The following is a 23185-nucleotide window of genomic DNA, read 5'->3' as shown; positions in this document are numbered from 1 at the left end:
CGATCTCTTTAGGGTCCTGCTGGATGGTCTCCGCGCGCCTGTGCAACTATTTCCGAGCGGCGCCGCTCAGCTCAGTCGAAGCAGGTGTCCGCGCTTTTGCGACCACCTGCGTACCGGGTTATCGATTACTTCTTGGTCACGCCGCCGAGCAGGCTGCCGACGAGCGACGTCACAGGCGACAGCAGGTTGCCCGTCGTGCCACTGCCGGTCGTCGAGCTCAGGCCGCCGATCGGGCTGTTCGATGCGGTGGTGGTAACGCTCTTGGTCGTGCTGTTGGCCGCCGTAGTGGCGGTCGTGGTGGCGGTGGTGAGCGTGCTGGTGACAGTCGTCAGCAGACCCGTGACCGGCGCAAGCGGGCTGCTGCTGCCGCCGGTCGCGCTGCTCAAGGAACCCGTGAGGCTCGAGACGAGCGTCGTGACAGGCGCGAGCGGGTTGCTGCCCGACGTGCCGCCTGCGGCGCCGGTGATGTTGCCAAGCAGGCCGGTGATGGGGGCAAGCGGACCGCTGCCGGTGGTGCCACCTGCGGCTGAACCCAGACCGCCGAGCAAGCCTGTCAACGGAGCGAGCGGACCGCTGCCGGTCGTGCCGCCGGCGGCCGAACCCAGCCCACCGAGCAAACCGGTGAGCGGTGCCAGCGGATTCGTGGTGCCGCCCGTCAACAGACCGCCTACCGAAGAGACCGTAGTGCCGGTGCTGGTCACGACGTTGCCGAGGCCCGTGGTGATCGGGTTACCGCCGGTCGCGGCGAGCAGCGTGCCGGCCTTGCCGAGCCCGCCACCGATCGTCGACAGCAGGCCATTGAGCGGCGCGCCGAGACCGGTTGCCGTGCCGACCGTTTGGGTTGTGGACGCAACCATTGTGGTGATCGGTGTGATTGCCGTGCTGAGCGTTTGCGTGACCTGCTCGACCGGACCCGTCGAGAGCGCCGTTGTCAGCGTGCTGCCGCCGTTGGTGACAGCGCCGCCGAGGGTATCGATCACACCGCCGAGCGGTGACGTAACGGCTGCGAGCGGAGCGAGCGGGCCGCTGCCCAGGCTCGTCACGAGATTGCCGGTGCTGGTGACCGCACCGCCGACATTGCCGACCACACCGCCCAGGCTCGACACGGTTGTGCCGACCGCGTTGCCGCCGGTGCCGAGTTGACCAAGACCCTCGGTGACACCATTGCCGAGTGTCGAGACGGCTGCACCCACGTTCTCGACGATGCCGCCGGCCGATTGCGTCGTTGACGAGCTGACGCCTGGGATCGATTGCGAACCGATCACCGAGCCGATGCCCGAGACCGTGGAGCCCACGCTGCTGACGACGTTGCCTGCGTTGCCGGCCACCGTCCCGAGTGCGTTCGCCTGTGCGGTCGTGGTGCTCGAGCCACTGCCCGTACCGGTCGTTCCTGTTCCCGTGCTCGCCGAGCCCGAACCGCCAGCTGCGCCTGTGTCCGAACCTGAACCGTTTGCCCCCGTTGAACCGCTGCCGCTGGTCGTCGACAGTGTGCCCCCGGCACTGCCGCTACCGCTGCTCCCCGTCCCCGTACTCAAGGTTCCCGAGCCCCCGCAGGCGCTCAATGACAGCATGGCTGCCACCGTTGCCGCGATTAATGTTGCCCGTACCGTGATGTTGTTCGTTTGAATGTTCATGTCGCCCTCGGATCGCATGTGTTGTTGGGTAGTGCTGCGTGCCTACCTCTGCAACAGCCGTGCCATTTCAACTGCATAATGCGTGGGGCCTTTTGTTTTAATCGCTGCGAGCAAGGCGCAGCGCGGGCTTGCTTGTGGTTGATGGAGTGTTTGTCGAATCGAAATGACGCGGGATGCGCGCTTTAGTAAATCGGTTTCGGAACTCGCGTAACGTAACGATCCGGATTCGACGTTACGGTGGGATGCGTAACGTGAGAGCAGTGACGTTGCTTGAAACGACCTGTTCAAACAGATATTTAGTGCAGCGAATCTAACCTATGGTTAGTCCTATGTGCTGCAACGCACGAAGTGCCGTTAATCTAGATGGACACCCGGCTTAAAACAAAATAGTACCAAGCGCGCAACGGACAATTGCTTTAATACGATTGGTACGCTATAAAAGCCAGGAGCATCGAAGTTTGACGAGGGAGGTGCGATATCGAACAGACGGCCAAACGAAACCTGATCCTTTGAAGCCGGCTGCGATGAAAATGGTGTGGCAGTGCAAAAGACCCGGTGTCGATGAACGAGAGAATCATCGGCCACGGCACTGACCGGACCTTCATCACGTGCAGCGTGAATACAAACGATATACTGAAGTTCCGAGGGCGAAAATGAAAAAGTTCACAACGAAATTCCTGAGAGAAAACAACGGGGTTACGGCGATTGAGTATGCACTCATCGCCGGATTGATCGCGGTTGTACTTGTCACCAGCTTGAACAGCGTCGAGAGCAAGTTAGCGACCGTGTTCGGTGACATTGTCGCGGCTCTCTAATTCGTAGGGGTCGGTGGCAGCAGTTCCTATAAGCGCGTGTCGGCTTGCGGGCCGGGTGACTTCGCGCGCTTCTTAAGAGCATTGCCAATTTGACAGATGCGGGTTGCGATTGCAGCCCGCATCGGCTTGTCACGCCCGTCGAGTCCCATATGAATCTGCTCAGCGATTTCTTGTTCGCCGTCTGGGGTGCAGTCGTTGCCGTATGCGATTGCCGCAGTCGCCGCGTCTCGAATGCGCTCGTCGTTGCCGGATTGGTAGCAGCATTGGCGTGCGCGGTGCTCGATCATGGTCCATTCAATATCTCGATTACCCAAGCGGCACTCGGTGCGCTCGTTGGCCTGTGCGCGCTGTTGCCCTTCTTCGCGCTGGGCGTGATGGGCGCTGCCGACGTAAAGGTTTTTGCGGTGCTCGGTGCCTGGTGTGGCATGCATGCGCTGCTTGGACTGTGGATCGCCGCGAGCTTGATGGCGGCTTGTCATGCGGTCTGGTTGCTGATCACTACCCGCACCGGGCTTGCCGCGATAGGCCGCGTGGGCGAGCCGACCTTCGAGTTGGGCGGCAAGCGTGCTACGCCATATGCGGCCTGCCTGACGGTGCCGGCCATCGCCTGGATGGGTTTGCAGGCGCTCGCTGTGAGCGTGAAATGAAAAGGATAACTGATAAACCGAATTCCCGCTCCGATGTGCGAAGGGCACAATTGCGCTCGCGCCGTGAAGGTGGTACCGCTGCGGTGGAGTTTGCGATGATTTTTCCGCTGTTCTTCGTGATTCTTTACGGCATCGTCACGTTCAGCCTGATCTTCGTCGCGCAGCAGAACCTGACCTTGGCGGCGGAAGAGGGCGCACGCGCCGCGCTGAACTACCAGACGGCCACCAGCACGGCCAACGCGCTTGCTGCGCGTACGGCCGCAGCATGCACCGCGGCAAGCAATATGGTCGCGTCATTGATCAGCAAGGCGAAGTGTGTGTCAAGCGGGACGACATGTAGTTATGACGCAACGATGGATTGTGTCAACGTGACGCTCACCTACGACTACGCAGACAATCCGCTCGTGCCAAATTTGCCGCTGACAGGCTTTGTGTTGCCTGCTTCATTGGTAAGCAGTGCGATGGTGCAACTCAACCCGGAAAACATACTGTGATGTACGCGTTCGCTCTTTCCTTTCCGGTCTCGTCTCGGCTGCCTGAGCTGCGCTCAGGCGGGTTCGAACCCGAACAATCAGGCGGCTCCTCATGCCGAATCTGACTCGAATCCTGGCAGGTGTCCTGATTGCGCTCGCACTGCTGCTCGGCATTTTTGCGTGGACCCTGTCACGCCGGCCTGTATCGCATCCGGTTGTGCAGACCGCACAAGCGACGTTCCCCGTCGTAGTGGCGACGCGTGTGCTGCCCGCTGGCAAGCCAATCACCGTCGATGCGTTGCGCGTCCAGTCGCTGCCGATCAATCCGAATGGAGCGTTCGTCGATCCGTCGATGCTGGCCGGACGTGTGCCGACGTCGGATATCGGTCCTGAGTCGCCGGTACTCGAAGCTCAGCTGTCGTCGGGACTTGCCGAGCGGATCGACCCGGGGCAGCGCGCGGTAGCGGTGCGCGTCGATGAAAGCAACGCAGTTGGCAACCGCCTGCGACCAGGCAATTTCGTCGACGTGTTCTTCACGCTGAAGCGTGACAGCAATGCGGGTAACGGCAATGGCAGTGGTGCTGAAATCGACCGGAGCCAGGCACGACTCCTGATGTCGAAGGTGCGTGTGCTCGCATTCGGCAACGCGACGCCGGGAGCCGACAACCCGGGCGACGCGAACGGCATGGTGCGCACAGCAGTACTTGCGGTACCGGTCGCCGATATCGACGAACTTTCGCTGGCCGAAACCTCCGGACGTCTCATCTTCGCACTACGCAATCCGAAGGATGACGAAGTAGTCGATCCGAATGCTTTTGCGCCGCCCACAGGTGTGGTGAAAATCTCCGCCAATGCGCCAGCCGGGGATGCGACACAGGATTCCACGCGCGCTGCAGCGGGCGTGGCGCTCGATGAATTGTCCGGCGCCGGGGGCAACGTAGCAGCGCGACCACAAGCTGCGCCGCACATTGCCCGCCCGGTTACGCGGGTCGCCGCCGCGCCGGTCGACAATATTGAGGTCATTCGGGGTGGGCGTGCCGAAACGGTCGCCCGATAAAGGTTTCAGGGAGCGGGCGGCCAGTCGCGTCCATAAGAATATGAAAAAACGGATTTTTGCAGGTGGGATCGCGGCGTGGCTCTGCGCGGCGTCGCTTGTCATATCGCCGGCTGGTCATGCGGAGAACGGCGCGCGGACAGTCGATATCACAGTGGGCTCGCAGCAGTCGCTGGCGCTTGGCCACAGTTTGCAGAGGATCGCGATCGGCGACCCGAGCGTGGCGGACGTGCTGATCATCAAAGGCGACAAGCGCGGGGGCGTGCTGCTGATCGGTAAGTCTCCAGGCACCACCAACGTAATGTTGTGGGAGCGCAACCAGGACGCGCCAATGACCTACACGGTCAACGTGAGCACGACGGCATCGGGCGCGCTGTTGGGGCCCGGCTCGCCGAACGTGAAGACGTCGGGTGATACGGCGGTGATTTCCGGTTCGGCTGCGTCGATGGAACAACATCAGCGCGCGGTTGCGGTCGCTGAAGCCGAAGCGCGCGCTCGTGCTGCGTCTCTCGGCAGTGGCCTGAACGGCGGGGCCGACGCGGGCGCGGGAGGCAAGGGCAGCAGCTACGGCAGGGGCGGCGGATCTGCTGCTGGCGCAGCGGGCGGAGGTGGTGCGAACGTGGTAGACGCTTCGACGGTAGCGACGCGCTCGGTCGTGCAGGTCGATGTACGGGTGGTCGAATTCAGCCGATCTGTGCTCAAGGAGATCGGTCTGAACATCCTGAAGCAGAACAACGGCTTCACGTTTGGCTCGTTTGCTCCGTCGTCGCTGACATCGGCAACGTTCGGCTCGTCACCTTCGTTCAACTCGACCACGCCGATCTCATCGGCCTTCAATCTGGTGTTCAACTCGGTCACGCACGGTATCGGCGCCGACCTGAGTCTGATGGAGAGCAACAACCTTGCGCGCGTGCTTGCGGAGCCGACGCTCGTCGCCTTGTCAGGCCAGAGCGCGAGCTTTCTTGCGGGCGGCGAGATTCCCGTTCCGGTGCCGCAAGGACTTGGGACCGTGTCGATCGAATACAAGCCGTATGGTGTCGGCCTGACGTTGACGCCGACTGTCCTGAGCCCCGACCGGATCGCATTGAAGGTGGCCCCGGAAGCGAGTGCGCTGGACTTTACGAACGCGATCACGATCGACAGCGTCTCGGTGCCGGCCATCACGACGCGGCGCGCGGATACCACGGTGGAACTGGGGGACGGTGAGAGCTTTGTGATCGGTGGCCTGATCGATCGCCAGACGGTCTCGAATGTGTCGAAAGTGCCGTTGCTCGGCGATCTGCCGATCATCGGCGCGTTCTTCAAGAACATGAGCTACTCGCAGAACGACGAGGAGCTGGTGATTATCGTGACCCCGCATCTGGTCTCGCCGATCGCGAAAGGAGCGGCACTCCCATCGACGCCCGGCGAGCTGTCGGAGCAGCGCGACGGGCCGGTCTGGCGTGCGTTGCTGGGCGGTGTGGCGTCGCCGGACGCGGCGCCGGGGTTCTCGAAGTGAACGTGGTTCGAAGCGTCGCGCGGTGCGTGCCGTGCGATGTGACGAACCGGAAGGACGAGCAGGGCGGTATGTCGTTGCCGTTCAACCGTGGCAGTGCGCAGTACGAATCGGCCGCTGTCTGGCCGATGCCGTAAAAGGATGTCCAACATGAACGCGAGAACGCATTCATTGACTGAACGGGTGATCACCGATTATTTCGTGTTCGCATCGCTGGCCGACGAGCACGTCCAATGGTTGACCGATACCCTCGTGGCGGCGGGTGCGGTCGAACGGGTGTCGCTCGACCCGTCGATGCTCACGCAACGCATCGCGACGCTCAATCCGTCGGTGGTTTTTGTCGATTTTTCGGGCGGCCGCGCTGCCGCCGCAAGCGCCGCGACCAGTGCGGCGCGGGCGGCCTATCCGGGGCTGCAGATTGTCGCCGTGGGCTCGCTTGGCGAACCTGAGGGTGCGCTCGCTGCGCTGCGCGTGGGCGTGCGCGATTTCATCGATCTGTCGGCGCCCGCGGAAGACGCGTTGCGCATCACGCGCCAGGTGCTCGACAACCTGGTCGAGCCGGTCAGCCGGCATGGCCATGTGACGGTCCTGCTCGGCGCACGAGTCGGCATGGGCGTCAGCACGCTCGCAGCCAACCTCTCCGCCTTGCTGCACCGGCGCGACGCCGCGCAGGGGCGGCAGACCGCGTTATTCGACCTGGGCCTGCCAGCCGGCGACGGCTCGCTGCTGCTCAACACGCGCAGCGAATTCAATTTCGTCGATGCCGTGCGCAATCTGCGCCGCTTCGATCAGACCTTCGTCCACACGGCGCTATCGCATCATCCGAGCGGTCTTGCACTCACGTCGCTGCCGCCGAACCTGACCGACATGCGCGAAGTGTCGTACTCGAGTTCGATCAGTCTTCTGAACCGCCTGCGCGCGTTCTTCGACCAGCAGATCATCGACCTGGGCGGCTTCACCAACAGCGAGTTCATCGCACACGTCGTGCAGGCCGCGGATGAAACCTGGCTGCTCTGCGATCAAGGCGTGGCGTCGATCGTCTCGGCGGTCGGTGTACTCGACGCGTTGCGCGAAGAAGGCGTGGACGTCAGTCAGGTGCACCTGCTTGTCAACAAGTTCGATCCGGATCTCGGCCTCTCGGCTACGCAGATCGCGCAACGTCTCGACATCCCCTTGCTCGGTACCTTGCCGGAGCGCCGCGTGGCGCTCGGGCAGTCGGTCAATCAGGGACATCTGCTAGTCGACGCATCCGCCCGCGACCCGTATGTGCGCGCGCTCGAACCGCTCGTCGAGCGGCTCGGCGGTGAGGCGAAAGCGGCAGCGCAGGCACGTGGCAAGTCGGCACTCGGTGCGCTCAAGCGCTTCATTCCAACCTCAAACAAGCGGTCATAGACGATGGCTAAAGACATCGAATTTGCCGACGACGCGCCTTCATTTGCGCATAGCCAGCAGTTCCAGGACATCAAGAACGCGGCGCACGAACATCTGCTTACGCGTATCGAGGAACTCGGCGCGGAGTTCGGCCGTTGGTCGCGCAATGCGATTAACCAGTTCGTCGATCTGGAAATGGACAGCTTCGTACGGCTGCGCCGGATTCCGATCAACGAGAGCGAGGTGCGGCTGATTGCCGAAGCGCTGACCAAGGAACTCGCGGGCTTCGGCCCGATCGAGGACCTGCTCAACGACGCAGCGGTCGAAGACATCCTGATCAACGGCTACAACGACGTGTATGTGTCGCGCCACGGCATCCTGACGAAAATCCCGGTGCGCTTTGCCGACAACGCCCATCTGCTTCGCATCGTGCGGCGCATTCTTGCGCCGATCGGGCGGCGTCTCGACGAATCGAATCCGATGGTCGACGCGCGCCTGCCCAACGGCGGGCGCGTGAACGTCGTGATCGAACCGCTTTCGATCGATGGGCCGATCGTCTCGATCCGCAAATTCCGCAAGGACCCGCTGCGTCCCGACGATCTGCTCGGCAACGGCACATACAGTCCGGAAATCGGTGCGCTGCTCGAAGCGGCAGTGGCCGCGCGCTGCAACGTGCTGGTGTCGGGCGGCACGAGCTCGGGCAAGACTTCGCTGCTCAACGCGCTCGCCTTCCACATTCCCGAAGCAGAGCGCGTGGTGACGATCGAGGACACGGCAGAGCTCTCGCTGAACCATCCGCATGTGGTGCGGCTCGAAAGCCGCCCGGGAGGCTTCGATGGCGCCGGCGTGGTGTCGATTCGCGACCTGCTGCGTAACACCTTGCGGATGCGTCCGGACCGCATCATCGTCGGCGAAGTGCGCGGCGGCGAGGTGCTCGAAATGCTGCAGGCGATGAACACGGGCCACGACGGCTCGATGGGCACGGTGCACGCGAGCTCGCCTCGCGAGTGTCTGTACCGGCTCGAAATGCTGGCGGGTTTTGCGGGCTTTCAGGGCACCGAGTCGAGCCTGCGCCGGCAGATCGCCAATGCGATCGACTTTATCGTGCAGATCGGCCGCCTCTCGAACGGGCGTCGACGGATTCTTTCGGTTACCGAAGTAACGGGTCTGTCCGACAACATCATCGCCACTCAGGAGCTGTATCGCTACGAGCCGATAACCGCTCAGGATGGCGAAGAGATCGATAACTGGACTTCGCTCGGCATCCATCCGCATTCGCCGAAGCTGGTGCGCTTCAGACAGGCGCTGGGTGGCTCGCCTGAACCATCCGGCCGGTTCAGCGGTTTTGGCGGCAGTGGCGGTGGTTTTGGCGGGGGCTTCAATGTCTAGCGCCACCATGCTCTTCGCGGCGATCGCGCTGTTATGCGCGGCCGGTGCGCTGCTGTTGTGGCAGCGTGGGGCACGACGCGATGAGCAGGTCAGCACCGAGCGCTTCATCGACAGCCGGATGGCGCCGACGGCGCCCGTGAACGTCCAGCGTCCGCGAGTGGCGTCCGTGCGCCAGGCGTCGACGGTACATGGCGGTGTGATGCCGCATGCGCCCGAGGCAGGTTCCGGCACGCGCGAGCAACTGGCTTATCTGAAGGCGCGGCTACGCTTTCTCGTCGACAACGCAATGAACCGCGCGGGCATTTCGCATGCCCGCACGCTGGTAATCATCGTGGCGGCGGTCTCGTTATGGTTATGCGTCTGGGCGGCGCGCGAGGGCGGGGCACTGGCTGCGGCGGTGATGCTGCTCGCGTGCGTGTGTTTCGTCACATTCATCGTGTCCGTGAGAACCCAGAAGCGCCGTCAGAAGATAGTGCAGCAATTGCCGTCGTTTCTGGATGGCATTGTGCGTCTGATTACGCTGGGCAACAGCGTGCCGGCGGCGTTCCAGGGAGCGATGCAGATCACCGAAGCGCCGCTGCGTGACTGTCTCGATCACGTTTCCCGGATGTTGCGCAGCGGCATCGAGATCGACCGTGCGTTGTCGCAGGCGGCGGTGCTGTACGGCGCTCGTGAACTCGAACTGGTCGGCGCCGTGTTGCGCCTCTCGGTGAAGTACGGTGGTCGTGCCGATGTCATGCTGGATCGCATGGCGTCTTTCATGCGCGACCTCGAGCAAGCCGGGCGAGAACTGGCCGCGATGTCTGCGGAAACACGCTTGTCAGCCTGGATTCTTGCTTTGCTGCCGGTTGGCATTGGTGGTTTTCTGATGTTGACCAATCCGCGCTATTTTGGCGCGATGTGGTTCGATGCGAGCGGGCGACAGCTGGTATACCTCGCGTTCGGACTACAGATCGTCGGTGCGTATGTACTTTACCGCCTGACGCGGTTGCCGGGGACATGATGCAAGTCAACCTTGTCGCTGCGCTTGCACTGGCGCTCGTCGCTTTTGCGTTCCTGTTGATCGCCGGACTATTGCTAGCGAGGCTGGCGGCGGCGCGCCGCAGCGAGCGCACATTGGCGCACGCGCTCGATCAACACGCTGTGCAAAGCGCAGCACTCGCTGCCGCGAGCGCCGCGCGCCGTTCTGACGCAGTCTCAAGCACAGCCGCGGACGCGCCGAAGTCCATCCGCGTCGGTGGACTGCGGGCCTTGCTGGAACGATTCGCGCACACCGGCATCCGCTGGCTCGATACGCCGCTGGGACGACAACTGGTCGCCGATGAAGACCGGCGCATGCTCGAACAATGCGGCTTCGTGGATACGCGAGCACGCGGATTGTTCCTGATCGCACGAATCGGTTGTGCGGTCGTCTTGCCTCTGCTTTGCGGCGTGCTCGCAAGCGGTTATCTCGACGGCCGGCGCTACGTTGCTCTGGTGGGTTGCGCGGCAATTGTCGGCTTCATGCTGCCGAAGTTTTTTATTCAGCGGCGCGCGGCCGCGCGGCGGCGCGGCGTGATTGACGAACTGCCGATGCTGGTGGACCTGCTGCGTTTGCTTCAAGGGGTTGGATTGTCGATCGATCAGAGTCTGCAGGTGATGGTCGGTGATTTCCGTGGCGTCCTGCCAGTACTGTCGAGCGAACTGGAGATTGCCCAGCGCCAGTTCGCAACGGGCCGCACACGTGAACAGTCGCTGCAGCGACTCGCATCGAGCTATGGGAACGAAGATTTGCGCGCCATCGTGCGCTTGCTGATTCAGGTGGATCGCCATGGCGGTGCGGTACAGGAACCGTTAAAGCAATTTGGCGAACGCCTGCGTGAAACCCGCCGCGCGATGCTACGCGAGAGGATCGGACGTCTCGCAGTGAAGATGACGGGTGTAATGATCATGACGCTGCTGCCGGCGCTCCTGATCGTGACCGCTGGGCCAGGCGTGCTGTCCGTCACTCACTCGCTAGGTACGGCGAAACGGTAGGTAATGAAATGGTAACGACTAACGATGCGACATCCGATCTTTGCTTTCAGACCGTACTGGTTGAACGCAAAGCTTCGACCGTGAGATTGCGGAGCACCCGGCATCTGGTCATCCTGCTCGCGTTCGCCTTGCTCAGCGCCTGCGCGTCGAAGCTGTCGGGCTACGGAGTGGGGCCGCAAGCAGAACGCCAGGCCGACATCGAACAGGCGAACCGCGACCCTGCACCGGACGCGCCGAGCACGTACCTCAATCTGATCGAGCGCATGCAGGCTCAAGGGCTTTACTACGCCTCTCTTGCTCACATCGACGCGTTCGAAAAGCAGTATGGCGTGAAGCCCGAGACAACCCTGCTGCGTGCCGACGCGTTGCGCATGACCGATCAGCCGCAGGCAGCTTCAGATACTTACACGAAACTGCTGCAGACGCCGCTTGCCGCGCGCGGCTATCGTGGGCTTGGATTGATCGCTGGGGCGTCGGGAGATTTTGGCCATGCCGCGCAACAGTTGCAGGAAGCGGTCCGGCTCGCGCCGACCGATGCACCGACACTCTCGGATCTCGGTTACGCAAGGCTGCGCGAGGGGGATGTCAATGGCGCCCGTGTGCCGCTGATGAAAGCGGCGGAACTCGATCACGCCAATCCGAAAATCGTCAGCAACGTCGTGCTGTTTTTGCTGGCGGATGGCAAGGACACGCAGGCTGCAGCCCTGATGGACCAGGAGAAGTTCTCACCGGATGTGCGCCTGGCGATTCGCCGCGAGGCGGCGAAGGTGGCCATGGCGACGCAGGCGGCACAGGCTCAGGCAAAGGTCGCGCTAGCGCAACAGACGGCACGGTCTGCGCCGGTCGTTGGCGTGCAGGGAGTCGAACCCGCACCGCGCTTGTTGCAGCGATTCTCACAATAACAGGCGGCAGAAGGGGGCGAACATGACGAAGAAGGACAGAAAAACAGGCAGGGCGCGTATCGCGGGCCTCTCGCTGACAACTGCTATGGCGGCGCTCGCATTGACGATAGCCGGCGGCGCGGATTCCGCCTATGCGGAGAGCGACTCGGCACAGCAGCCTCCGCGGAGCAGCGAGATCGATCACTCAACCAAAGAGTGGCTCGCGCTTCAGCGCAGCAATGCAGAGGCTGCACCCGCCCGGCCGATGCTCGGCGCGGAAGCCGGCCTCGCTTACAAGCGGTATCTCGAGTCGTTCAATTCGAAGATTCCCGATTTCTTCGGTTCCTCAGTCAGTCAGGCGGGCGCAGGCGGTTCACAGGGCGGCACGCTGCCGCAGAACTGATATGTCGGCATCCGAACCATCTCTCCGTTTTGTCCGGCGTGTGCGCTTCGCGCACCGGCGCCGCGCGAGCCATGTGTCGATGCGGCGCCAACGCGGCGTCACGATACTGATGGCTGCGCTTTGTCTCGGATTGACGGTGGTGGCGCTTGGCGCGATCGATATCGGCAACCTCTACTTTGCGCGGCGGGAGATGCAGCGGACCGCGGATATGGCGGCGACGGCTGGTGCGCAGACCGTCAGCAACGGTGGGGCATGTGCCTCGGCCACCACTTCGGCGCAGAACAATGCGGTGAAGGGCAACAATTTGTCGACGAGTGCCACCGTGACTGTAGTGTGCGGCCGCTGGGATCCGTCGGCCAATGCCGGTCAATCCTATTTTTCGACTTCTGGTTCGCCGATGAATGCGGTGCAGGTCACCGTCAGCGAGAAGGTGCCGTACTTTTTCCTGGGACCGGCGCGCAACGTCCAGGCCGTCAGCACGGCAGAAGCGACCAACGTTCGCTCGTTTTCGATCACCTCCGCCGTGGCGACCCTCTCGGGTGGACTCGTGAATGGCCTGTTGAACAGCCTGCTCGGCACTAACCTGAATCTGAGCGTGGCGTCTTATCAAGGACTGGCTACTACTCAGATCAAGCTGGGTGACCTGGCTGCGGCGATCGGTGTCGGTTCGATGACTCAATTGCTCAACACCAACATATCGCTTCCGAACCTGGTCTCAGCGATGGTCACGGCCGCGAGCAAGAGCACGTTGGTGGGCGCGACGGCTATTACCGATCTGGGTACGATTCAGGCTGCCATTCCGGGCGGACTGCAAGTCGCGCTCGGCAACACGCCAGGCACCAACGGTTTGTTAGCCGTAGCGCTCGACGATCCGCAAGCGGCGGTCAGCGCTACCGTGAATGCGCTCGACGTATTGATGGCGGCCGCCGAGATTGCCCACGGCAACTCGGCCATCAACCTCAACACCGCGCTTAATCTAGGTCCGTTAGCGAACATTTCGGCGCAGGCGAAGATCATCCAGCCACCGGTCATTGCAGTGGGCGAAGCCGGGACGTATGCGAACGGCACCCCACGCGCGAGTGCGCGTTCGGCGGAAGTGCAGGTCTATCTGAACGTCAACCTGCTGAATTTGAGCTTAGGCTTGACCTTTCTGGGACTGCCGGATCTCGTTAGCGTCAGTGCCTTGAACCTGCCGATTTACATCGAGGCGGGGTATGGAACCGCCACTTTGACAAATACGATGTGTACTACTCAACAGGCCACGAGCCAAAGCACCATTGTCGCGAACACTGGCATCGCGGGTCTATGCATCGGCGGGGACGCGCTGAATAACTTCACGAATACGACCACTGCGATGCAGTGCAACCAGCCGGCGACGATCACGTCCGTGAACGCGCTGGGGATGTCAGCTGTCAACGTATCGGTTGGATCGTCCTCGCCGGCATCGGGCCTGAATCTCACCTTGCAGCCGGCGCAGACCACGCTCACCTTCAATGGCGTGCCGAACAGCAGCACCGCATACCAGTCCACTAATACCAACGCGGTCGGCTCGGCCGCTGCCGGCTTGCTGACTCAACTTGCAGCGCAGATGGCCACTTCGATTCATGCAACGCTGCTTGGTGGCGACGTCAGCGCGGCGGCAGCGCCTTTGCTTAGTGCACTTGTCTCCGTGCTCAATCCGATCCTGGCCTCGCTCGACGCGCTCCTCGTCCCCTTATTGCAACTGCTGGGTGTCCAGATCGGCGTAAGCACGGTCCACGACCTCGGACTCGCCTGCGGCCAGGCCCAACTGGTTTACTGATTCTTCGCCAATGAGAACCACCGCCAAAATCGACGAACTCGATATCTACGTCTGGGAAGGTAAGGCCGACATCGTCGACCGGGTCGCACGCTGCATGGCGAGCTTCGATGTCGAAGTGATCCGCGCCGACGATATCGCGATCTCCCCCGAACGCACTGCACTGCGCCCGTCGCTCGCCATCATCAGCGTGTCGGTGATCGACAGCGGCGCGCTGATCCTGCGCGACTGGCAAGCCGCCCATGGCATGCCAGTGGTGTGGGTCGGCGCGGCGCCGCGCGATCACGATCCCGCGATGTACCCGTCCGAGTATTCGCACATCCTGCCGCTCGACTTCACTTGCGCCGAATTGCGCGGCATGGTCACCAAGCTCGTGCTGCAATTGCGCGCCCATACCGCGCAGACGCTCGAGTCGAGCGCGCTGGTCGCCAATTCGGAATGCATGCAGGCCTTGCTGCACGAAGTCGACACGTTCGCCGACTGCGACACCAGTGTGCTCGTGCATGGCGAGACCGGCGTCGGCAAGGAGCGCATCGCGCAGCTTCTGCACGAAAAGCACCGCCGCTACGGACAGGGCCCGTTCGTGCCGGTGAACTGTGGCGCGATTCCTGATGGCCTCTTCGAATCGCTTTTCTTCGGACATTCGAAAGGCTCGTTTACCGGCGCGGTGGTGGCCCACAAAGGCTACTTCGAGCAGGCTGACGGCGGCACCCTGTTTCTCGACGAAATCGGCGACCTGCCGCTCTATCAACAGGTCAAGCTGCTGCGCGTGCTCGAGGACAGCGCGGTCACCCGAATCGGTTCGGCGACGCCCATCAAGCTTGACTTCCGGCTCGTCGCCGCCACCAACAAGCACCTGCCGCAGCTCGTCAAGGATGGCACCTTCCGCGCCGATCTTTACTACCGGCTTGCGGTGATCGAACTAAAAATTCCCTCGCTCGAAGAACGCGGGGCGGTCGACAAGATCGCGATCTTCAAGGCGTTTATCGCCTCGGTAGTGGGAGCCGAACGGCTCGCCACGCTGCCGGATATTCCTTACTGGCTGGCCGACGCAGTAGCCGATACTTATTTCCCCGGTAATGTGCGCGAACTGCGCAACCTCGCCGAGCGGATCGGCGTGACCGTGCGCCAGATCGGCGCGTGGGATGCGGCCAGGCTGCATCGGCTGCTGGCGCTCGCGCGCAGTAGCCAGCCGGTGCCCGCGGAGAGCGCGGCAGAAGTGCTGGTGGACCGCAGCAAATGGGACATGGCCGAACGCAACCGCGTGCTCGCGGCGCTTGAAGCAAACGGTTGGCGCAGGCAAGATACGGCCGGCACATTGGGGATCAGCCGCAAGGTGCTTTGGGAGAAAATGCGTAAGTATCAAATTTTCGACGAGGAGCCCGAAACCCGCGAAAGTGAGTAATAATGAGACAAGATGTAACAAAACAAAAACTGTTCAAGCAGGAATTACATGGACCACAAGTCGAAACTTCGACAGATTGCCTTGGGCGCTCTGATAACGCTCGGGACTGTGCAGGGCATCTATGCGCAGTCTCTGCCGGATAGCGGAGCAAGCGCCGCGGTCGTTTCCCAGCCGGGTACGACAGCTCCGTTGCCCGCCACGACCCAGGACCAGCAAGGGCAGAGCGCAGCGCTGACAGCGGACGAGGCAAAGCAATCCGCTGCCGGCAACGTCGCGGAATTGCAGCAGATGATCCGGGGTTCGGATCTGAAGGAATTGCGCACGACGTACAACGGCAGCTACGGCGCGAGCATGCTGTTCTACCCGCAGGAAATGACGTACTACGTCGCGCTGTTCCAGCAGAAAACCTTCTGGCGAGTCATCAAGACCGGGGATGAAACGCGCGCCGAGATGATCTACAAGGACTTCGCCCGTCAGACCGTGCAGCTGTCAGACATCGAGATCCGCCGCACCCGGCTGGAGGCGCAAAAGGCCTTCACCGACCGGATGATCGCGTTGTCCCAAGACCGCGCCAACCGTCTGCAGGCCGACCTTACTGTCGCGCGTCAGCAACAGAACATCGTCGACAATCAGCAGCAGCAGACGCGTGCCGAAGCCACGGCGCTTGCGCAGCAGAAGAGTGCCGCCCAGGCCCAGTTGCGCGATGCGCAGCGTCAGGTGCAGGAACTGCAGCGTCAACTGGATAGCGGCTTGCCGACGACCGGGACGCAGCACTGAGCGTAACGCCAGGCTCATCGCCGTCGCGGTAAAACATGACCTCGCCCGGTTCGCCGTGCGGGGTTTTGTTGCTTTTGCGGCGCCGTTCGCCGCGTGCACGCGTCGGCCGTTCGACTATCTGCCGCAGGGTAGCCGCCAGTCGGGAGCAACGCGCGCGGTTACTCCGCGCTAGCAGGCTCCTCAGCCTGCGTCGAGCCGCGGCGCGATACGCTCTCCCAGGCGGCTACCACGATCATCACGACAGTCGTGAGGCCGCCCGTCATGAGCAGATCGGTGTGAAATGCGAATGGCGCGAGAAGCGCGAGCAGCACCAGCCCCACCACGTGCGATAGCGGAAACAGGCCATAGACGACGCGTTTGTACAACCCGTTGCCCGCCACGTAGATGGCCGGACCGCCGAGCAGCAGCCACGCCGTCGGCCAGTCGATACGCTCGGGCGGATGCAGGATGATGAGGTCGTCGGCGGCGGCCGACACGATCACGCCGGCTATCAGGATCACGTGCACGTAGTGGAAATAGGCTGCCATCAGGCCAGGCTCGCGCGAGCTTGCGATGGCGCGGCTGCCGGCGCTGCTGCTGGTGTCGAAGTAGACCCACCACATGGCGACGCTGCCGGCAAAGCACACCAGAAACGCGATGATCGAAGGCGCGGTCCATGTGGCCAGATCCGACAGCGTGCCGCCCGTCACCACCACCGACTCGCCGAGCGCGAGAATCACAAATGCCTGGCAGCGCTCGGCGATGTGGCCTCCTTCGGTGGTTCGCCAGTCCGCGCTGGTCGAGCGGCCAAGCACCGGTAGTGGGAAGCCGAACATCGGCGAGAGGTACTCGCATAGCACCGCTACGCTCCAGCAGGCGAAGCGCGGCATGCCGTCGAGCAGACCTCCCGCGATCCATGCGGCGCCTGAAATCGCGAGCCATCCGCAGATGCGCCGGAAGTTCGCGGTGAGCGCATGGTCGCGGCCCAGAAACACCAGCACGACCAGACTACGGCCCACCTGGATCACCACATAACTGATCGCGAAGACAAGGCCGCGTTCGCCGTAGGCGAGCGGCAGGCTCGCGGCCATGACCATGCCGATCACCATCACCGCGAACAGCAGCAGACGGACCTGGATGCGCTCGGGATCGAACCAGTTGGTGACCCAGCAGGTGTACTGCCAGCCGAGCCAGACCGCGAACCACAGGACCAGCGTTTCGAGCGCGCCGAACGCGCTCAGGTTATGCATCAGCCGATGCGAGAGTTGCGTGACGGCAAACGCGTAGATCAGGTCGAAAAACAGTTCGACGTTGGTAACGTGGGCCTCGTGCCCGTCGCGTTCGCGCAGGAAACGCGCGGGGGCGCGGGTGAGCCCGCGGGCGGTGTCGCTGGACATGCTGTCGTTCCTTCTGGCGGGAGCGGGCAGGGTGGTTCGGTGGCGTTCATGCTGCGTGCTATTGCGCGGGCAGCTGTAGGGCGCCGTAAGTCAAAGTCAGGCGCGGCGTGCAGCAGCGTACCGCTCAGACGCGGTGTCTAGTGGTGTTTCTTTGCTTTGTCGGGGTGATGGATTGCTGGAGGCACAGGCGTGGGATGCGGCCGCTCGGTGGGATCGACAGCGATCGGGTCGCTCGCGGGGAAGGTTTCGTCGAGAGCCTCATCGAGACGGTCTTCGGCCGTTTGGGCGGGAGGCGGCGCGTGTGGCTTCGGCTTGGACATGTCGTGCTCCGCAAAGAGTGTCGAATAGTCAGGATAGCGCAAACCCGGCGCCGCGTTCCACGGCTTTTCTGTGGATCGATGCGCCGCACGAAGCCACAAAACGTCACAAAAATGCTTGAAATTTGGGCCTTGTGACTCGTCTTGGGTGTGTCGCGAGAGACGGCCGGCATCGGTCGCATCCGGGCGGCTCAAAGACGAGGTGGCGCAGCTATGGAATCGAACGGATCGCGGCAGGCGCAACGCTTAAACGCACTGCATGTCGTGGAAGCGGAACTGGAGCACCTCGACTGGGCCACACAGCAACCCATGCAGCGCATCCTGAACGCCGGCTATTGGCGCCGGCGTGTGCTCGCGGTCAAAGCCGGGTACGAACTGACGCACCAGCAGGGGGTGCGTCTTGAACAGATCTTGCAGCGTCTGGGGAATGCGGCGCAATCGGCCGGCTGAAGCGGTGGGGTAACCGGGCGAGCCACTCAGGCCAGCGAAGCTGGCCAGTCAAGCGGATCAAGCAAGGCGGACCAGCCGGCCCGCCTCTGCAACACAACCTATTCCTGACCGTTGTTGTTGCCGTTACCGTCGCCATTGCCCGTGCCGAACAGGCGCCGGCGGCGCGTGACCACTACCGGGCCGTCCGAAGGCGCCCGGTCAGAAGACGGCGTGCGCTCGGCAGGCGGCTGGGCGCCATACGATTCGCGCGGCTCACGCGGTTCGCGGTGTTCCCGCGGCTCGCGCGAGCCATGCGGGCCGCGCGTGGTGTGCTCGCCGTGCGACGGCCGCCCGGCCCGCGGCGCGGGACGCGTGCCGGTGTCGAGCTGGATGGTCGAAATGGCGCGCTTGTAGATGCCTTGCAGGCCGACCGGCGTGCGCAGCATCACCAGATATTGATCGAACGACTCAATACACCCCGTCAGGCGAATGCCGTTGACAAGATAGATCTCGACGCGCTTTCTTTCTTTGCGCGCTGCGTTCATGAAGTCGTTTTGCGGATGCGATTCTGCGGATGCCATGGACAAGTCAGGTAAGAAGGACAGTTGCTCGCCGCGATTCTACCCTTTTCAGGGAAAAGCGCGCGGGGGGAGCGTTCTCTGCGTCCACTATAACGGCTTGCGCGGATAGAAGCATCTGATAACTGACCCTCGTAACGTTGAGTTACCAATCTGGCAGGACTCTGGCGGAGGAAGGCTGGCCCGGCTCCCGGCATTGCCGCCGCTCCACCTTGCCGCGCTTTATCTGCAAGAGGGCGGAATAAACCTGCTGTCGCGGCGTTAACGTTGCATGGGCGGCGTGTTCGTCGGCGCCCTGCTTCGACTTAGCCCGCGTCCGGACGGCCCTGCAGGCGGGCCAGTCTCGACGCGCCGGCGGTCACGGTCCGCTGCGCCCGTCGCGTGGCAATTCAACGCATGACACACCGCAACATCCCGGCATCCGGTCGCAAACCGGCGCGGGCCCCAAAGCGGGTGTCGTCAGGAGACTGCATATGAAATTGTCCCAACTGGTTTCAACCGCGTGCGTCATCGTGGCGCTCGCGCTAACAGCCTTCGGCACCACGGCTTGCACGACAGCGGATTCGTCCGGCGGCGGAAGCACGAGCAGCACTGGCGGTTATTAACAGCCCGCGCGCGCCGTTCGCTGCGTGAAGTTCGAAGCGGAAGTGATTTCATGGCTCCCGCAGTTGCGCCGCTATGCGCGCGCACTGACGGGCGATACCGCATGGGCAGACGATCTGGTGCAGGACACCGCCGAGCGCGCGCTTGCACGCTGGGCGGCGTTCCGGCCGAACAGCAATCTGCGCGCATGGCTGTTGACGATCCTGCGGCATCTCTACATCGATCAGTTGCGGGTGCGCCGCGAGGTCACGGTCGATGAGGAAACCGCGCCGTGGCGCGATCTCGCAGCGCCGCCCGGCGAAGTAGACGGGCTGGTATTGCGCGATTTGCAACGGGCACTGTATTGTCTGCCGATCGAGCAGCGCGAAGTGCTGCTGCTCGTGTGCGTCGAGGAATTGACTTATCAGGAGGCGTCGATTGCGCTCGGCGTGCCGATTGGCACGGTGATGTCGCGCTTGTCCCGTGCCCGCGAGCACATGCGTGTGCTGCTGACCGAAGGGCCGGCGCGCATCCCCACGCCGTTGAAAGTAGTGAGAACGCCGTGATGAGCCAAGACGACCACGATTCCGCTCTTCCCGATTCGCTGAAACCGGCGGATTTGCGCGCGCTCTCGGCGTTCATCGACGGTGAGTTGCCGCAAGGCACGCGCGCGGCCGTTCTCGAACATCTCGCCGACGATCCGGAGGCGGCCGCGCGGGTGGAAGCGTGGCGGGCGCAGAAATCTGCCTTGCAGGCCTTGTGCGGCGGTGTATCCCAGCGCGATGCGAGCGATGGCGCGCCGTCGTTCGTAGTCGTGCGCGTGCCGCCGCCGTGGTGGCGCCGCGTCAGTCTCGCGGCGTGCTGGCTGGCTGCGGGCGCGGGCCTTGCGCTCGCAGCGGGACCGCTCGCGTCGCGCTTGCCGAGCGGTTGGATCGGCGCGCAGCCGCTGAGCTTCGCCCGACGTGCGGACGTCGCCTATGCGGTCTATACGCCCGAGCAGCGCCATCCGGTCGAGGTCGCGGCTAGCGAAGAACAACATCTGATTAGCTGGCTCTCGAAACGGCTGAATAGGCCGCTCTCGGTGCCGTCGCTGCAGGAGTACGGTTATTCGCTGGTGGGCGGCCGCCTGTTGCCGGGCGAAGCGGGGCCGGCGGCGCAATTCATGTACGAGAATTCGGACGGCGCGCGGCTCACGCTTTATGTGACCGGGATTCCAGACGATGAAACTGCCTTCCGGCTGTTTCGCGAAGGCAACCGGCGCACCTTTTACTGGGTGAACAGCCACATGGGCTACGCGTTGTCGGGGCCGATCTCGGAGGGCAAGCTACGCGAGATCGCCATTGACGTGTGCGGCTCGCTGGGCGGCAAACCGTCGTCGTGGAAAGAATAGACCGGCGCGGCTGGCGCGCCGCCCGACACCTGGCGGCAAGGCCTGCTGAAACATGATGTAACGCAACCGGGCCGCGCGCCCGGCGCATCATCGGAATAGCGTTGTCCGGCATTTCGTTTACTCGTTGCAAGCCCATGCTAATGCGGCTTCTGCTTGCGCCGCTTGCGCGGTTTTGAGCAGACAGCCGCATGGGCGGATGCGAGGCGAAACGACGTGGTCTTTACGGCGACGGCCGCGAGTGCGGACGCAACACCGAAGCGTCGGGACAGGACGGAATCATGCGTTATATCAAAGGACGTTGGGCAGTATTAGCCTTGTGTGTCGCGTGTGCGGGGCCGGTAGCAGCGCAATCCAGTGAGGACGGGCCGCCATGCCAGACGGTCGCGGGTCAGGCCGAAATCAACGGCTCCATGCAGCAGATCACCGGACTCGCGTGCCAGCAACCGGACGGCACCTGGCAGATCGTGCAGGGCGACGACAATGCCGTGGCGCTGTATCCAGCGGGACTCTATCCGTACTACGATCCGTGGTATTGGAGCGGCGTCGTGACCGTCGGATTCGGTGGGCCGTTTATTTTCGTCGACCGGTTTCATCACCGCTATGCGCTGGATCATATTCACTTCAGCCGGGTGGGATTCCGTGGCGGCAGGCCGGCCGGGGGTTGGCACGGCGGCGGCTGGCACGGTGGCGGTGGCATGCATGGCGGTTGGGGCGGCGGAGGTGGGATGCGCCGGTAGTGACAGTGAAGGAGACGTTTTGACACGCATCTTGCCGCCGAATATCGCGGAAGCCCAGTTCGACCGGGCGCTTGCCGAATGGACGGCGATTGTCGGCGAGGAGAACGTCGTGTCCTCCGGGATCGACCTCGCGTCGTATCGCGATCCGTTCGCGCCCGGTCAGGCCGCGGCGTTCTCTGCATCTGCCGCGCTGCGGCCGGATTCGGTCGAAGCAATCCAGGCCATTCTGCGCATCGCGACGCACTACCGCATTCCGCTATGGACTGTGTCCACCGGCCGCAACTTTGCCTATGGCGGCGCCGCGCCGCGGCTGACGGGCTCAGTGGTGCTCGATCTGCAGCGGATGAACCGCATTATTGAGGTTAACGAAACGCTGGCTTACGCGCTCGTCGAGCCCGGCGTCAGCTACTTCGATCTGTACGCCTGGCTACGCAGCAAGGGCTACCGGCTGTGGGTCGATCCGCCGGCCGCCGGCTGGGGCAGCGTGATCGGCAATACGCTGGAACGCGGCTTCGGCTACACGTCGTACGGCGATCACGCTGCCACCCAGTGCGGCATGGAGATCGTGCTGGCTAACGGCGATGTCGTGCGCACAGGAATGGGAGGGATCGACATCGGCACCTCCTGGCAGACCTATCAGCCGGGCTACGGACCATCGTTCGACGCGATGTTCATGCAGTCCAACTACGGTGTGGTCACGAAAATGGGCGTGTGGTTGATGCCCGCGCCGCCCGCTTATCTGCTCGGCGAAATCCAGTTTCAACATGAGCAGGACCTCGAAGCGATTGTCGAGATATTGCGGCCGCTGCGCCTCGCTGAGACGATTCGCAATAACGCGGTGATCGAAGGCGGCCTGCGCCGCGCGGCGGGTATCGCGTCGCGGACGCAGTGGTATGACGGCCCGGGCGCGATGCCAGAAAGCGCGCTTGCGGCGATGCTCGAGCACCTGAAGGTCGGCCGGTGGAATCTGCACTTCGCGCTGTACGGCACACCGGAGGTGATCGACGCGCAGTACGCGCTTGTGAAGCGTGCCTTCGCAGAGGTGCCGCAGGCCCGCTTTCTGGCGAGCCGCTATAGCGGGGATGCACAGCCGTCCGGTGGCGGTGACCGCAACATGTCCGGCATTCCCGCGATGACCGCGTTCCGCATGCTCGACTGGCGCGGCGGCGCGGGTGCGCATGTGGACTTCTCGCCGATATGTCCCGCGACCGGGCGCGATGCGATGCGTCAATACACGATGGCGAAGGCGCGCGCGACCGAATACGGCTTCGATTACTACGGTGGATTCACGGTGGGCACGCGCCATTTGCACCATATTTTTGCCGCGATTTTCGATCGCGACGACGCGCAGCAGGCGGACCTCGCGGGCGATCTGCTGCGCGTGCTGATCAGCGACGCGCGCGCGGCCGGATATGGCGAGTATCGAACGCATCTTGCGTATATGGATTTTGCAGCGGCGCAGTACAACTTTAACGACGGCGCCTTGCTGCGTTTGTCGGAAACGATCAAGGACGCGCTGGATCCAGCCGGGATTCTTTCGCCTGGGAAACAGGGTGTATGGCCGGCGGCGTGGCGTGACCGGCGTGGTTATACGTGAGTGATGTACAGATGTCAGCGC

The 23185-nt window shown here is 63.1% G+C and carries 24 protein-coding genes; 20 read left to right on the top strand and 4 right to left on the bottom strand.

Annotated features, from left to right (window positions below; genetic code table 11):
- Positions 1-125: 125 nt before the first annotated feature.
- Positions 126-1634, bottom strand: coding sequence for a collagen-like triple helix repeat-containing protein (locus tag BUS06_RS14950; RefSeq protein ID WP_074264969.1), 1509 nt, complete (start codon positions 1632-1634; stop codon positions 126-128).
- Positions 1635-2287: 653 nt separating this feature from the next.
- Here BUS06_RS14950 and BUS06_RS14945 point away from each other — a divergent pair.
- The 14 genes from BUS06_RS14945 to BUS06_RS14880 all read left to right on the top strand — a co-directional run bounded on the left by BUS06_RS14945 (position 2288) and on the right by BUS06_RS14880 (position 16158).
- Positions 2288-2449, top strand: coding sequence for a Flp family type IVb pilin (locus BUS06_RS14945; RefSeq protein ID WP_074264968.1), 162 nt, complete (start codon positions 2288-2290; stop codon positions 2447-2449).
- Between the two features lie 149 nt (positions 2450-2598).
- Positions 2599-3096, top strand: a complete 498-nt coding sequence (locus BUS06_RS14940; protein ID WP_074264967.1) for an A24 family peptidase — start codon at positions 2599-2601, stop codon at positions 3094-3096.
- Entirely contained in the window at positions 3093-3590 is a 498-nt protein-coding gene (locus BUS06_RS14935; protein ID WP_143787520.1) for a TadE/TadG family type IV pilus assembly protein, read from the top strand. The genes BUS06_RS14940 and BUS06_RS14935 overlap by 4 nt, the downstream gene beginning before the upstream one ends.
- 91 nt (positions 3591-3681) lie before the next feature.
- Complete coding sequence (gene cpaB / locus BUS06_RS14930) at positions 3682-4626, top strand: Flp pilus assembly protein CpaB (protein WP_074264965.1); 945 nt, start codon at positions 3682-3684, stop codon at positions 4624-4626.
- 40 nt (positions 4627-4666) lie between these two features.
- Positions 4667-6121, top strand: a complete 1455-nt coding sequence (locus BUS06_RS14925; protein WP_074264964.1) for a type II and III secretion system protein family protein — start codon at positions 4667-4669, stop codon at positions 6119-6121.
- A gap of 147 nt (positions 6122-6268) precedes the next feature.
- The gene (locus tag BUS06_RS14920; RefSeq protein ID WP_074264963.1) at positions 6269-7510 is read left to right on the top strand and encodes a fimbrial protein; all 1242 of its coding nucleotides are present in this window, start codon (positions 6269-6271) and stop codon (positions 7508-7510) included.
- A gap of 3 nt (positions 7511-7513) precedes the next feature.
- Complete coding sequence (locus tag BUS06_RS14915) at positions 7514-8878, top strand: TadA family conjugal transfer-associated ATPase (protein WP_074264962.1); 1365 nt, start codon at positions 7514-7516, stop codon at positions 8876-8878.
- Positions 8871-9881: a type II secretion system F family protein gene (locus tag BUS06_RS14910; protein ID WP_074264961.1), complete on the top strand. Its 1011-nt coding sequence runs from the start codon at positions 8871-8873 to the stop codon at positions 9879-9881. Before BUS06_RS14915 ends, BUS06_RS14910 begins: the two co-directional genes overlap by 8 nt.
- A complete protein-coding gene (locus tag BUS06_RS14905) occupies positions 9881-10894 on the top strand; it encodes a type II secretion system F family protein (RefSeq protein ID WP_074266104.1) in 1014 nt (337 codons plus the stop codon). The genes BUS06_RS14910 and BUS06_RS14905 overlap by 1 nt, the downstream gene beginning before the upstream one ends.
- 80 nt (positions 10895-10974) lie before the next feature.
- Positions 10975-11796: a tetratricopeptide repeat protein gene (locus BUS06_RS14900; RefSeq protein WP_074266103.1), complete on the top strand. Its 822-nt coding sequence runs from the start codon at positions 10975-10977 to the stop codon at positions 11794-11796.
- A 22-nt stretch (positions 11797-11818) separates the two neighbouring features.
- A complete protein-coding gene (locus tag BUS06_RS14895; RefSeq protein WP_074264960.1) occupies positions 11819-12178 on the top strand; it encodes a DUF3613 domain-containing protein in 360 nt (119 codons plus the stop codon).
- A 1-nt stretch (position 12179) separates the two neighbouring features.
- A complete protein-coding gene (locus BUS06_RS14890; RefSeq protein ID WP_074264959.1) occupies positions 12180-13979 on the top strand; it encodes a TadG family pilus assembly protein in 1800 nt (599 codons plus the stop codon).
- Between the two features lie 10 nt (positions 13980-13989).
- Positions 13990-15381: a sigma 54-interacting transcriptional regulator gene (locus BUS06_RS14885; protein ID WP_074264958.1), complete on the top strand. Its 1392-nt coding sequence runs from the start codon at positions 13990-13992 to the stop codon at positions 15379-15381.
- 48 nt (positions 15382-15429) lie between these two features.
- Positions 15430-16158 carry a DUF2968 domain-containing protein gene (locus tag BUS06_RS14880; protein ID WP_074264957.1) on the top strand — a complete coding sequence of 243 codons (729 nt, stop codon included), beginning with the start codon at positions 15430-15432 and terminating at the stop codon, positions 16156-16158.
- Between the two features lie 158 nt (positions 16159-16316).
- On the opposite strand, the gene BUS06_RS14875 is transcribed toward BUS06_RS14880, so the two are convergent.
- Positions 16317-17534, bottom strand: a complete 1218-nt coding sequence (locus BUS06_RS14875) for a low temperature requirement protein A (protein WP_074264956.1) — start codon at positions 17532-17534, stop codon at positions 16317-16319.
- Between the two features lie 137 nt (positions 17535-17671).
- Positions 17672-17854, bottom strand: a complete 183-nt coding sequence (locus tag BUS06_RS14870) for a hypothetical protein (RefSeq protein WP_074264955.1) — start codon at positions 17852-17854, stop codon at positions 17672-17674.
- Between the two features lie 210 nt (positions 17855-18064).
- On the opposite strand from BUS06_RS14870, the gene BUS06_RS14865 reads away from it, so the two are divergent.
- On the top strand, positions 18065-18301 hold the full coding sequence (locus BUS06_RS14865) for a hypothetical protein (protein WP_074264954.1): 237 nt from the start codon (positions 18065-18067) through the stop codon (positions 18299-18301).
- Between the two features lie 98 nt (positions 18302-18399).
- On the opposite strand, the gene hfq is transcribed toward BUS06_RS14865, so the two are convergent.
- A complete protein-coding gene (hfq, locus tag BUS06_RS14860) occupies positions 18400-18861 on the bottom strand; it encodes an RNA chaperone Hfq (protein WP_074264953.1) in 462 nt (153 codons plus the stop codon).
- Between the two features lie 470 nt (positions 18862-19331).
- Between hfq and BUS06_RS38540 the strand changes: the two genes are divergently transcribed.
- From BUS06_RS38540 to BUS06_RS14840, 5 genes are all read left to right on the top strand, one after another.
- A complete protein-coding gene (locus BUS06_RS38540; RefSeq protein ID WP_302050853.1) occupies positions 19332-19463 on the top strand; it encodes a hypothetical protein in 132 nt (43 codons plus the stop codon).
- Between the two features lie 24 nt (positions 19464-19487).
- Positions 19488-20006, top strand: a complete 519-nt coding sequence (locus BUS06_RS14855) for a sigma-70 family RNA polymerase sigma factor (RefSeq protein WP_074264952.1) — start codon at positions 19488-19490, stop codon at positions 20004-20006.
- Positions 20006-20830 carry an anti-sigma factor family protein gene (locus tag BUS06_RS14850; RefSeq protein WP_074264951.1) on the top strand — a complete coding sequence of 275 codons (825 nt, stop codon included), beginning with the start codon at positions 20006-20008 and terminating at the stop codon, positions 20828-20830. Before BUS06_RS14855 ends, BUS06_RS14850 begins: the two co-directional genes overlap by 1 nt.
- A 278-nt stretch (positions 20831-21108) precedes the next feature.
- On the top strand, positions 21109-21567 hold the full coding sequence (locus tag BUS06_RS14845; RefSeq protein ID WP_074266102.1) for a hypothetical protein: 459 nt from the start codon (positions 21109-21111) through the stop codon (positions 21565-21567).
- A gap of 19 nt (positions 21568-21586) precedes the next feature.
- Positions 21587-23164 (top strand): FAD-binding oxidoreductase, encoded by a 1578-nt coding sequence (locus BUS06_RS14840; protein ID WP_074264950.1) that lies wholly within the window; start codon positions 21587-21589, stop codon positions 23162-23164.
- Positions 23165-23185: the final 21 nt, after the last annotated feature.

Origin of the sequence: Paraburkholderia phenazinium (genome assembly GCF_900141745.1) — a bacterium.
GTDB lineage: Bacteria > Pseudomonadota > Gammaproteobacteria > Burkholderiales > Burkholderiaceae > Paraburkholderia > Paraburkholderia phenazinium_B.
The sequence above is the reverse complement of the archived record's forward strand: the minus strand, read 5'-3'. Positions and strand labels throughout refer to the sequence as shown.